This window comes from Tardiphaga sp. (genome assembly GCF_044340795.1).
Lineage (GTDB): Bacteria > Pseudomonadota > Alphaproteobacteria > Rhizobiales > Xanthobacteraceae > Tardiphaga.
Window position 1 is genome coordinate 1 of the sequence record NZ_JBIISY010000011.1, and the last position, 11,775, is coordinate 11,775.

An 11,775-nucleotide genomic window follows, 5' to 3' on the forward strand; every position below is an offset into this window, starting at 1 on the left:
CTCGCTACGCAACGTGATGGTCTACAATGCGAGCTACGGTCCGAACCGGCCCGAAAATGCTCCGCCGCAGACGGTCTGGACGAACACGATGCCGAGCAGCCAGGCGGAGGTGAACGCGATCACCAGCGTGCTGCAGGCCGGCAAGATCATCGTGGCGGCGACCGGCAATGACCGCAGGGACGATCCCACCGCCGGCAAGAATCCGAGCGGCATGGCGCTCTATCCCTATATTGCGCCGACGCACAACAAGACGGGCGTGTATGATTCACTTGGCCTCAATCTCGATCTGACGAGCTATCAGCGCCAGAACGGCCAGATCATCGCGGTCATGTCGATCGGCCCCACCAAGGAAGCGGCGTGGTATTCGCAACTCTGCGGTGTTACCGCGAGCTGGTGCGTTGCCGCGCCGGGTGGCGACCACGAGAAGGGGGCGCAGGTCACTTCAACCATTCCCTATAATAATCAGTGGGGGCCGGACCAAGGCACGTCGATGGCCGCGCCAGCCGCGTCCGGTGCATTGGCCGTGCTCGTCCAGGCCAATCCGACCTACAACGCGCAGGACCTGTCGCGCTTGCTGTTCTCGACCACAGAAGATCTCGGCGCCCCCGGCATCGACAAGGAGTTCGGTCATGGCCTGGTTCGGCTCGACCGTGCGACGGATGGCGTGACGACGCTGGCCGCCAATGCGACCAAGTCGGTGGCAACCAACATCACCGAATATTGGAGCCGGCCGCTCACCACCGATGGTGCCTTCACCAAGAGTGGCGAAGGCATCCTCACGATCTCGGGCCGCACCATGGCGAAGGGCGACGTCTTCGCGCAACTCGGCACGCTGGCCGTCGATGGCACGCTGTCGGTGCAGACTGGCAGCAAACTGAATGTGGCGCAGCCGGCGACACTGGGCGGCTTTGGTGTCGTGGCGGGTGACAGCATGATCGCGGGCATCTTGTCGCCAGGCAAAATGGCCAATATCGGCGATCTCGCGGCCGGTACCGTCGTGCGAGGCAATTCTGTGGGTTCGCTCACTTTCAACGGCAATGTCACGCTGGCATCGACCGCTAACACGCGCATCGACATCGATGGCACGCTGATCGTGCCAGGCGGCCCCGGCACCTATGACAAGATCTATGTGACCGGCGCCGGCAATGTGTTCTACGCCGGCGGCACGTTGACGCCGGTGCTGCGCGGAAGCATCGGCACGGTCAGCAATTACACACCTGCGATCGGTACCCAGCTTGCTTTCGTTCAGGCGCAAAACGGTGCGAGCACCGCGGGTGGCTTCTCCGGCCTGACCCAGCCCACCGACGGCCTGCCGACCAACGGTCGGTTCGATGTGATCTACAGCACGACGGCGATCACGCTGGCGGTGACGCCGGTAAGCTACAGCGCGCTTGCGAGCACCAACCAGCTCAATGAGAGCCAGAAGTTCTTCGCCAACCTCCTCGACAAGGCGCGTCCGCAGGCCGGCGTGTTGCCGACGGCCGCGGAAAAGAACCTGTTCGACGCGATCTACAAGATCAATACCGGCGCGGAATTCGAAAAGACCGTGTCGCAGCTCGGCGGTCCCGGCCAACCGGCCGTGGCTGGGGCATCACTGCAAGCCTTTGCCGGATTCCTCGGCGCCATCGGCGATCGTCAGGATGCACTGTCCTTCGGCAGCGAGCAGGGCCAGAACGGCACCGTGCAGAACTTCGCGTTGTCCTATGCCGGTCGCAACATGATGACGGCAGAGACCAATTCCGCGCTGAACGCCTTCGCCAGCATCACGCCGGCGCAGCGCGTGAAGGACGGCTGGACCATGTGGGGTCAGGGTTTTGGGCGCAACAGCCGCGTCGGTGACAGCGGCGGCCTGTCCGGCTCGCAGGCCACGAGCGCCGGTTTCACACTCGGTGCCGATCGCTGGTTCTCGAACAACCTGATCGCCGGCGGCGCCTTCGGCTATGCGCGCACGACGGCGAGCGCGACGGACATTCAGGGCAATTCGGACACCTATGCCGGCGCTGCTTATGCCAGCTGGACACCGGGCGCGGCCGTGGTCGATGTCCGCATCGCCGCCGGTCCGAGCCAGATGTCCACGACGCGCCAGATGATCCTGGCCCCGTCGGGCCTGAATGGCAGCGCCAACGGGATCGGAATCGGCACATCGCTGGAAGCGGGCTATCGATTTGCAGTGACGCCCGACGTGATCGTGAAGCCCTATGCCGGCCTGAACTGGCAGGGTTTCCGCCGCGACGCGTATAGCGAAACGCCGTTCGGCATCGGTCTCGCTTATGGCGCGCAGACCTATGACAAGCTGATGAGCACCGTCGGTGCCGTCATGAGCGCGAAGCTGCGCACCACTGACGGCGCCACGCTCGTGCCGGAACTGAAGCTCGGCTGGGGCTACGATTTGCGCGACACCACGCTGGTCAGCCAGGCCGCGCTGCTCGATCAGCCGTTCCTCGTGACGGCTGCATCGCCTGGCCGCAGTGCGGCGCTGGTCGGCGCAAAACTGTCGGGCTGGCGGACGGAAACATTCCGCATGTTTGGTGCCTATAACGGCGAGTATCGCAGCAATGCCGTGAGCCATCAGCTCTCGGCGGGCGCGCGGTTTAATTGGTGAGTTGTCTGTAGGGTGGGCAAAGCGTCAGCGTGCCCACCTTCACCGGCCGTGCACTTGAAGGTGGGCACGTCGCTCCGCTCCTTTGCCCACCCTACAACTCAACCCACCCTACGAAGCGGCCTTCAGCGCCGCAAAACCTCGCTCCAGATCGGCCTTCAGATCGTCGAGGCTCTCGAGGCCGATATGCAGGCGCAATGTGGGACCACCGGGCGCCCACTTGGTGGCCGTGCGATACTCGCTGCAGTCGAACGGGATGATGAGGCTCTCGAAGCCGCCCCATGAATAGCCCATGCCGAAGAGCTTCACAGCATCGAGCAGGGCATCGACGGCCTTCTGCGACACCGGCTTCAACACGATGCTGAACAGGCCGGAGGCGCCGGTGAAATCGCGCTTCCAGATGGCATGGCCGGGATCATCTGGCAGAGCAGGGTGCAGCACTTTCAGGACTTCCGGCCGCGCCTTCAGCCATCGCGCCATCTCAAGTCCTGCGCGCTGGTGATGAGCGAGACGCACCGACATGGTGCGCAACCCGCGCAGGGCGAGGAAGACGTCGTCCGGTCCCGCACAGGTGCCGAGCAGCTTGATGCCTTCGCTGATCTTCGGCCACGCGGTGTCGTTCGCCGAGATGGTGCCGAACATGATGTCGGAATGGCCACCGATATACTTTGTGGCGGCCTGGATGCTGACATCGACTCCCTGGTCGAGCGAGCGGTGATAGAGCGGCGTCGCCCAGGTGTTGTCGTCGATGACCAGCGCACCATGCTTGTGGGCGATGCCGGCGATGACGGGCACATCCGGCATTTCAAAGGATTGTGAGCCGGGGGCTTCAACCATCACGGCGCGGGTGTTCGGCTTGATCAGCGCCTCGATGCCGGCGCCGATCAGCGGATCGAAATAGGTGGTCTCAATGCCGTAACGCGCCAGCATGCCGTTGCAGAAATTGCGGGTCGGGCGATAGGCGCTGTCGGAGACGAGCAGATGGTCACCGGCATTCAGCACCGACAACAGCGTGGTCGAGATCGCGGCAAGGCCCGAGGGCACAAGACCGACGCCGGCGCAGCGCGGGCCTTCCAGGGCCATCAGCGCCTGCTGCAGCGCCTTGGTGGTCGGCGTGCCATGGCGGCCATACTGGTATTCGCCGCGATGGGCATGCAGGTCGTCGGCGGTCGGATAGAGCACGGTGGAGCCGCGCACGGTGGGCGGATTGACGAAGCCCCATTGACCGGGCGTGTCGCGGCCGGCGGTGACGATCACCGTATCGGTATCGAGCGAGGTGGTGCCGTGATTGTCGGATGAAGCCATCGGGATGCGCCTGCCGGGTCTGGTGTTTTGCCGCAGCGGGGCGCCTTGCGCAGGCGCATCTGCTGCATCGCCACTAAGCCGACACCGCCGGTTCCGCGTCAACCCCTTGACCTGACTGGCAGATCGTTCGCGCCTGCAGGCAATGCTGGTGACCTCCAGCCGCGACTCGCATAACTGGATTTGATCTGAGCCCCGGGCGGACAGGCTTTTCGGCCGGGCCGCTGAAGGCTATGGAACTGATCGAACGGTTCGGTATTCAGTTCTTTGTGTGGTGCTGTGCCCGGTTGGTCGGGCGGTGCTGACGCCCCAGGAAAGGCTCCTCCATGAAATCCGCGACCCTGATGCTCACCCTCGCCATCGCTGCCGGCTGGACGGCGCAGGGCGCGTCGGCGCAGACACTGAAAACCGTGAAGGACCGGGGTGTTCTGTCCTGCGGCGTGACCCAGGGCCTGCCGGGCTTCTCGGCGCCGGACGATCGCGGCAACTGGGCGGGCCTCGATGTCGATCTGTGCCGCGGCATCGCCGCCGCAATCTTCAACGACGCCACCAAGGTCAAATATGTGCCGCTGTCGGCCAAGGATCGCTTCACGGCGCTGCAGTCGGGCGAAATCGACGTGCTGTCGCGCAACACCACCTGGACGCTGTCGCGCGATACATCGCTGGGCGTGAATTTTGCCGGCATCAATTACTACGATGGCCAGGGTTTCATGGTGCGCAAGGCCCTGAAGGTGAATTCGGCGCTTGAGCTCGCGGGAGCTTCGGTCTGCCTGCAGACCGGCACAACCAACGAGCAGAATCTCGCGGACTTCTTCAAGGGCAACAGCATGAAATATGAGGTGGTCGCGTTCTCGACCGCCGATGAAGTTGTCAAAGCCTATGAATCCGGGCGTTGCGATGCGTTCACCGCCGACATCTCGCAGCTCTATGCAGAGCGCCTGAAACTGACGACGCCAGCTGATCACGAAGTACTGCCGCAGGTGATCTCCAAGGAGCCGCTGGGCCCGCTGGTGCGCCATGGCGATGACCAGTGGCTCGACGTGGTGCGCTGGGTCCTGTTCGCGCAGATCAATGCGGAAGAGCTGGGGATCACCCAGAAGAATGTCGATGACCAGGCGAAATCCGACAAGCCCGAGCTGAAGCGCATCTTCGGCACCGATGGCAGCCTCGGCGAACAGCTCGGCCTCACCAAGGACTGGTTTCACCGCGTCATCAAAGCGACCGGCAATTACGGCGAGAGCTTCGACCGCAATGTCGGCCCGGGATCGAAACTCGGCATCGCGCGCGGATTGAACCAGCTCTGGAACAAGGGCGGCATCATGTTTGCGCCGCCGATCCGCTGAGCGCGTCGCAGCGGACCGCGATGACAGGCGAAGCCAGACGACCACCCTTGATGCTCGGCGACAAATTGCGCCGTGCACTGGGCGGGCAGGCGGGCTGGCGCGGCTTTGCGTTGCAGGTCGTGCTGGTGGTGGCGCTGGTCTGGATCGCGCATGAGATCATCGACAATGCGCGTGAGAACCTGGCGACGCAGAAGATCGCATCCGGCTTCGGGTTTCTCTGGAGCACGGCGGGGTTCGGCGTCAGCCAGACGCTGATCCCGTATTCGGAATCCGACACCTATCTGCGCGTGTTGCTGGTCGGCCTGACCAACACTCTGGTGGTCTCGCTGGTCGGCATCGTCTGCGCCACGATCCTCGGCTTCGTCATCGGGCTCGGGCGGCTGTCGCCGAACTGGCTGCTGTCGCGGATCGCCGGCGCCTATGTGGAATTGATCCGCAACCTGCCGCTGCTGTTCCAGATCCTGTTCTGGTATCTGGCGGTGCTGGCGGCGCTGCCTCAGCCACGCCAGAGCATCAATCTGTTCGACAGCGTGTTTCTCAGCAATCGCGGTTTTGGCATGCCGAAACCGATCGGCACGGAGGCGCTGGCGCCGTTCGTGATCGCCATCGGCATTGCTCTGCTGCTCGTGGTCGCGCTGCGGGCGATTGCCCGGCGGGCGCTGTTTGCCACGGGCAGGCAGATGGTGATCTGGCCGATGGCGGTTGCCGCCATGATCGGGCTGCCGGTGCTGGCTGTTTTCATCTTCGGCAAACCGTGGACCTGGGAATATCCGGTGCTGCGCGGGTTCAATTTCTCCGGCGGCATGCGCATCGTCCCTGAATTCGCCGCTCTTGCGATTGCGCTGTCGACTTACTCGGCGGCCTTCATCGCCGAAATCGTGCGGGCCGGCGTGCAGTCGGTGCATAAGGGACAGACCGAGGCGGGCGCGTCGCTCGGCCTTTCGCGCGGCGAGGTGCTGCGGCTCATCGTGGTGCCGCAGGCCATGCGCGTGATTTTGCCGCCGCTGACCAACCAGTATCTCAACCTGACCAAGAATTCGTCGCTGGCGGTGGCCATCGGCTATCCCGATCTGGTCTCGGTGTTCGCCGGCACGGCGCTGAGCCAGACCGGGCAGGCGATCGAGATCGTCGCCATCACCATGGCGATCTATCTCGTCATCTCGCTCATCACGAGCGCGCTGATGAGCCTCTATGGGTGGCGGACCTCGCGGAGCATGGGCTCATGAGTGATACCGCCTATGTCGCCAAGACCATGATCGAGCCGCGCACGGCACCGGTCCGCACCACCGGCGTGTTCGGCTTCGTGCGCACGCGGCTGCTGAATTCGCCGACCAATATCCTGCTGACCATTGCCTGCATCCTGCTGCTCTGGTTCACGATCATCCCGACCCTAAAATTCTTGCTGGTGGATGCGGTGTGGCATGGCAGCGACCGCAATGCCTGCCTGCCCGAAAGCGTCGGGCGCCCCGTGGGCGCCTGCTGGCCGTTCATCGAGGCAAAGCTGTCGCAGTTCATCTATGGCTTCTATCCCGAAGCCGAACGCTGGCGTGTTGATCTGACGTTTCTGATCGGCGTGCTGCTGCTGTTGCCACTGCTGATCCCGCGCGTCCCGGCAAAGGCCATCAACGCGGCGCTGTTCTTCCTCGCATTCCCATTCGTCGCGTTCTTCCTGCTGCATGGCGGCTATGGCGGGCTGGAGGTGGTACCCACGCGTCTTTGGGGCGGCATGCTGGTGACGCTGGTGGTCGCCATCACCGGCATCGTGGCCTCGATGCCCATCGGCATCGCGCTGGCGCTGGGGCGGCGGTCGAGCATTCCGCTGATCCGTTTCGGCTCCATCGCCTTCATCGAATTCTGGCGTGGCGTGCCGCTGATCACCGTGCTGTTCTTTGCGACCTATATGCTGCCGCTGTTCCTGCCCGGCAATTTCACGGTCGACGGCCTGGTTCGCGTGCTGATCGGCGTCGCGCTGTTTGCCGGCGCCTATAATGCCGAAGTGATCCGCGGCGGACTGAACGCGATTCCGCGCGGGCAGGCGGAGGCGGCGAGTGCGCTTGGCCTGTCCTGGTGGAAGACCACGCGACTGGTGGTGCTGCCGCAGGCACTGCGCCATGTCATTCCCGGCCTCGTCAACAGTTTCATCGCGCTGCTGAAGGACACCTCGCTGGTGTCGATCGTGGCGTTGTTCGATCTGCTCGGGCAATTGCGTGCGGCCTTCGCCGATCCCGCCTGGTCGTCGCCATCGACGCTGTTCACCGGCTTCGCCTTCACCGGCATCATCTATTTCGTGCTGTGCTTCGGCATGTCGCGCTATTCGCTGTTCGTCGAGCATCGGCTCAACGCACATCGACGGAGTTGAGAACCCATGGCGAGCGCAAATCCCATCGTCGGCATCAAGGGCCTCAACAAGTGGTTCGGTGAGTTTCACGTCCTGCGCGACATCGATCTCGACGTCGGCGCCGGCGAGCGCATCGTGGTCTGCGGGCCTTCGGGCTCGGGCAAGTCCACGCTGATCCGCTGCATCAATGCGCTGGAAGAATTTCAGGAAGGCCGGATCACGGTCGACGGGATCGAACTCGGCCCGAACCTGCGCCGTGTCGATGACATCCGGCGCGACGTCGGCATGGTGTTCCAGAGCTTCAACCTGTTTCCGCATCTCACGGTGCTGGAGAACTGCACACTGGCGCCGATCTGGGTGCGGCACATGCCGAAGAAGGATGCCGAAGCCGCGGCGATGAAATATCTGGAACGCGTACGCATCCCCGACAAGGCGCGTTCCTATCCCGGCCAGCTGTCAGGCGGCCAGCAGCAGCGCGTCGCCATTGCACGCGCGCTGACGATGAATCCGAAAGTGATGCTGTTCGATGAGCCGACCTCGGCGCTCGATCCGGAAATGGTGAAAGAGGTGCTCGACACCATGGTCGATCTCGCCGAGGAGGGCATGACCATGCTGGTGGTGACCCACGAGATGGGATTTGCGCGTCAGGTGGCCGACCGGATCGTTTTCATGGATTCCGGGCAGATCATCGAAGTGAACAAGCCCGAGGCGTTCTTCGATCATCCGCAGCACGAGCGGACGAAGGTGTTTCTGGGGCAGATCCTGCGATGAAACCCCGCCCCTCATGTTGAGGAGGCGCGCAGCGCCGTCTCGAACCATGAACTGGCTGGACTCAGAGTCCCGCGGCCATCCTTCGAGACGCCGCTGTGCGGCTCCTCAGGATGAGGGCGGAGTGGATGGCTACACCTTCTCGAACGGCACCTGGATGTCGCTCTTGCGCTCCAGCCAATCCGGCACCGGCAGGTTCTTGCTGCGCATGAAGTCCGGGTTGAACAGCTTCGATTGATAGCGTCCGCCGGAGTCGCACAGGATGGTGACGATGGTCTTGCCCGGCCCGAGTTGTTTGGCAAGCCGAATGGCGCCGGCGATGTTGACGCCGCTGGAGCCGCCGAGGCAGAGGCCCTCGTGCTCGGCCAGGTCGTAGATCACGGCCACGGCTTCTTCATCGGAGATCAGGAATGCCTGATCGACCGTGCGCTTGGCCTGCTGTGCGATCGGCGTGATGCGGCCGAGGCCAATGCCTTCGGTGATCGATCCGCCATCGGACGCCTTGGCCTCGCCAGTCTTGAAATAGCTGTACATGGCCGCGCCATGCGGATCGGCGCAGCCGATCACAATGCCCTTGCCCTTTTCTTTGAGATAGGTGCTGGTGCCGGCCAACGTGCCGCCGCTGCCGACCGCACAGATGAAACCATCGAGCTTGCCGTCGGTCTGCTGCCAGATCTCCGGCCCGGTCGACTCGTAATGGGCCTTGGCGTTGTCCAGATTGTTCCACTGGTCGCCGAACAGCACGCCATTCGGTTCGGTCTTGCGAAGCTGATCCGCGAGACGCTTGCCGACATGCTGAAACTGGTTCGGATTCGAGAACGGAACCACCGGCACCTCGATCAGTTCGGCACCGGCGAGCTTGAGCATGTCCTTCTTTTCCTGGCTCTGGGAGTCAGGGATCACGATGATGGTGCGATAACCGCGGGCGCTGGCCACCACGGCCAGACCGATGCCGGTATTGCCGGCCGTGGATTCCACCACCAGGCCGCCCGGCTTCAGGTCGCCGCGCTTTTCGGCTTCCAGGATCATCCACTTGCCGGCGCGATCCTTCACCGACTGGCCGGGATTCATGAATTCAGCCTTGCCGAGAATGGTGCAGCCGGTGAGTTCGGAGGCGCGCTTCAGCTTGATCAGGGGCGTGTTGCCGATGGCCTCGACGACGTCTTTGTTGAAAATCATGAGCCTGCAATTCTCGAAGCGGTTGACGGTGCTGGGTTCAACCTAGTGAACGCAGCACGGTCATACAAGGGAAGGGCGGGCAGGTCAGGGCAGCGCGAGACGGACGTCTTAAGGCCGCGCCTCATTTCGCTTTTGCGAACACGACTTGACGCACGTCGATATTCCCCGACAGGAAACCAGCCTCGCAATAGGCCAGGTAGTATTCCCACAAACGACGAAAACGATCGTCGAATCCAAGCGGCGTCAGGCTCGGCCATGCCGCGCGGAAATTGTCTCTCCAGATGGCGAGCGTGGTGGCATAATCCAGCCCGAAGATGCGCTCCCGGATAACAGGAACGCTGAAGCGCTCCCCGAGCGATTTCAGGATATCCGGCGATGGCAGCATGCCCCCCGGAAACACGTAGCGCTGGATGAAATCGACTTCGGCGCGGTAAGTCTGGAAGAACTTGTCCTGAATGGTGATGGCCTGAATGCCGGCGAGGCCGCCCGGCAGCAGGCGATCACGGATCTGCGAAAAATAGCGCGGCCAGAACTGCTCACCGACGGCCTCGATCATTTCGATGGATGCGATCCGGTCATACAGTCCGCGTTCGTCCCGATAGTCCTGGAAACGGATCTCGACCTTGTCGGCAAGGCCGGCATCGTGAATGCGCTTGCGCGCATAGTCGCGCTGCTCGGTGCTGATCGTCAAGCCGACGACTTTCACGTCGTAGTTCTTCGCGGCATATTCCGCAAAGCCGCCCCAGCCGCAGCCGATCTCCAGCACCTTCTGACCTGGCCTCAGCTCGATGGCTTCGGCCAGCCTGCGATACTTGTTGTGCTGGGCGGCGGTGAGGTCCTGCGTGCCGTCCTCGAAAATGGCCGAGGAATAGGTCATGCTCGGATCGAGCCAAGCCGAATAGAACCGATTGCCGATATCGTAATGCGCGAAGATGTTCCTGCGCGCCTGCCGCTTGGTATTGCGGTTGAACCAGTGGCGGACCACCTGCACCAGCCGCATCATGGGATTGTTGCCGAGCATCGACTGGATCAGGTCGTGATTGACGCAGAACAGATAGAGGAATTGCGTGAGGTCCGGCGTGTCCCAGTCGCCGTAGAGATAGGCTTCGGCGATGCCGATATCGCCGCCATTGATCAGGCGTTTGGCAAAGGCGTAGCTGTGGACCGTCATTTCCGCGGCGGGGCCGGGCTCGCGACCGCCGAGGCGATAGCGGCGCCCGTTGGGCAGTGTCACATCAAGCGTGCCGCGCGTCAGGTGGGCGCCAAAGCCGAGCGCCATTCGGACGATCCTGGGCAGGTCCGCCAGGATACGTGCGGCATTTTCCGGAGTGACGCTTTCCGGCGCGGTGAAGGTGAGTTCAGACATGTGCATCCGCCGTCAAGATTGTCGTTGTGCGTTGCGATAACGCTCAGCGTGCCGATGACTTGGCGGAAATATAAGCGCGGCTCCGTTCACTCGCCAAGCCGGTATTTCCGGCATTGGGTGACGGCCGCGGGACCAGACGGGCGCCCTTGAGCCACAGCCGCAATGCCTCCCAGTGGATGGCAGCCATGATCTTCAAGGTGACGAGCGGGAGGCCGAAGAAGGATCGCAGCAGAGCCCGCGACGTCAGAGGGCGGCGACGGCCATGGAAGGTCGCGGCAAGCAGCGGGCCTTCCGCGTCCGTCTCGAGGATGCGCAGCTTCACGTCATCTGACGGCGGTGACACGCGGAAGTGATAGCGCATCGCCGTCTCGATGAAGGGCGAGACGTAGAACAGCTTGTCCTGCATCTGCCGGATGCCGGCATCGCTCTGCTCGCCGGGGGCAACCGGCAGCACGTAGGGATGGATGTCGCCGAAGGTGTTGCGCACCTCATAGATGATCAGCGCGAGCGAGTCGTCTGCGCGACGGCAGAAATAGACCGACAGAGGGTTGAATGTGTAGCCGAGCAAGCGGGGATAGCAGAGCAGTTCGACGCGGCCGTTCGTGAGGTCGATGCCATGCGCCGCCGCGCAACGCTTCGCATAGGCGCGCAGGGATGAGCCATCGCGCTCGCCGTGATCCTTTTCGTGGAAGCTGTAGAGCGCTGGGCGATTGACACCGAACAGGCGCGACGTCCGATCCGCGTCATCCAGCCTATCAAGGTCGATCAACAGGCTCATGACCCGGTAGCTGAAGCGATGCCCCATGGGCTTCAGGCGCGCATGCATGACGTCGCCGAAATACAGCGCCGCCGGTGCCGTCGCTTTGCCCGCGCTTGCCAT

The 11,775-nt window shown here is 63.1% G+C and carries 9 protein-coding genes; 5 read left to right on the forward strand and 4 right to left on the reverse strand.

Translation table 11 applies throughout. From position 1 onward, the window contains the following. Nucleotides 1–2,602, forward strand: a 2,602-nt coding sequence (locus ACIQ17_RS03240) for an autotransporter domain-containing protein (RefSeq protein ID WP_398465330.1), incomplete at its 5' end; no start/stop codon positions are given. A gap of 108 nt (nucleotides 2,603–2,710) precedes the next feature. On the opposite strand, the gene metC is transcribed toward ACIQ17_RS03240, so the two are convergent. Further along, nucleotides 2,711–3,904 (reverse strand): cystathionine beta-lyase, encoded by a 1,194-nt coding sequence (gene metC / locus ACIQ17_RS03245; RefSeq protein WP_398465332.1) that lies wholly within the window; start codon nucleotides 3,902–3,904, stop codon nucleotides 2,711–2,713. A gap of 323 nt (nucleotides 3,905–4,227) precedes the next feature. Here metC and ACIQ17_RS03250 point away from each other — a divergent pair, with 323 nt between their 5' ends. The 4 genes from ACIQ17_RS03250 to ACIQ17_RS03265 are packed head-to-tail and all read left to right on the forward strand — an operon-like array spanning nucleotide 4,228 to nucleotide 8,353. Continuing rightward, nucleotides 4,228–5,244, forward strand: a complete 1,017-nt coding sequence (locus ACIQ17_RS03250) for an amino acid ABC transporter substrate-binding protein (protein ID WP_398465334.1) — start codon at nucleotides 4,228–4,230, stop codon at nucleotides 5,242–5,244. Nucleotides 5,245–5,264: 20 nt separating this feature from the next. Next, nucleotides 5,265–6,470: an amino acid ABC transporter permease gene (locus ACIQ17_RS03255; protein ID WP_398465336.1), complete on the forward strand. Its 1,206-nt coding sequence runs from the start codon at nucleotides 5,265–5,267 to the stop codon at nucleotides 6,468–6,470. Beyond that, nucleotides 6,467–7,603, forward strand: coding sequence for an amino acid ABC transporter permease (locus tag ACIQ17_RS03260; RefSeq protein ID WP_398465338.1), 1,137 nt, complete (start codon nucleotides 6,467–6,469; stop codon nucleotides 7,601–7,603). The genes ACIQ17_RS03255 and ACIQ17_RS03260 overlap by 4 nt, the downstream gene beginning before the upstream one ends. A 6-nt stretch (nucleotides 7,604–7,609) precedes the next feature. Beyond that, a complete protein-coding gene (locus tag ACIQ17_RS03265; protein WP_398465340.1) occupies nucleotides 7,610–8,353 on the forward strand; it encodes an amino acid ABC transporter ATP-binding protein in 744 nt (247 codons plus the stop codon). Nucleotides 8,354–8,482: 129 nt separating this feature from the next. Here ACIQ17_RS03265 and ACIQ17_RS03270 read toward each other — a convergent pair whose 3' ends face one another. From ACIQ17_RS03270 to ACIQ17_RS03280, 3 genes are all read right to left on the reverse strand, one after another. Then, nucleotides 8,483–9,529, reverse strand: coding sequence for a cysteine synthase A (locus ACIQ17_RS03270; RefSeq protein ID WP_398465342.1), 1,047 nt, complete (start codon nucleotides 9,527–9,529; stop codon nucleotides 8,483–8,485). 121 nt (nucleotides 9,530–9,650) lie between these two features. Next, nucleotides 9,651–10,895, reverse strand: a complete 1,245-nt coding sequence (locus tag ACIQ17_RS03275) for a class I SAM-dependent methyltransferase (RefSeq protein WP_398465344.1) — start codon at nucleotides 10,893–10,895, stop codon at nucleotides 9,651–9,653. 43 nt (nucleotides 10,896–10,938) lie between these two features. Next, entirely contained in the window at nucleotides 10,939–11,775 is an 837-nt protein-coding gene (locus ACIQ17_RS03280; protein ID WP_398465346.1) for a DUF1365 domain-containing protein, read from the reverse strand.

Coding starts and splice junctions, on each gene's coding strand:
- metC (WP_398465332.1), bottom strand. CDS start 3,904: ATGGCTTCATCCGACAATCACGGCACCACCTCGCTCGATACCGATACG.
- ACIQ17_RS03265 (WP_398465340.1), top strand. CDS start 7,610: ATGGCGAGCGCAAATCCCATCGTCGGCATCAAGGGCCTCAACAAGTGG.
- ACIQ17_RS03260 (WP_398465338.1), top strand. CDS start 6,467: ATGAGTGATACCGCCTATGTCGCCAAGACCATGATCGAGCCGCGCACG.
- ACIQ17_RS03280 (WP_398465346.1), bottom strand. CDS start 11,775: ATGGCAAGCGCGGGCAAAGCGACGGCACCGGCGGCGCTGTATTTCGGC.
- ACIQ17_RS03275 (WP_398465344.1), bottom strand. CDS start 10,895: ATGTCTGAACTCACCTTCACCGCGCCGGAAAGCGTCACTCCGGAAAAT.
- ACIQ17_RS03270 (WP_398465342.1), bottom strand. CDS start 9,529: ATGATTTTCAACAAAGACGTCGTCGAGGCCATCGGCAACACGCCCCTG.
- ACIQ17_RS03250 (WP_398465334.1), top strand. CDS start 4,228: ATGAAATCCGCGACCCTGATGCTCACCCTCGCCATCGCTGCCGGCTGG.
- ACIQ17_RS03255 (WP_398465336.1), top strand. CDS start 5,265: ATGACAGGCGAAGCCAGACGACCACCCTTGATGCTCGGCGACAAATTG.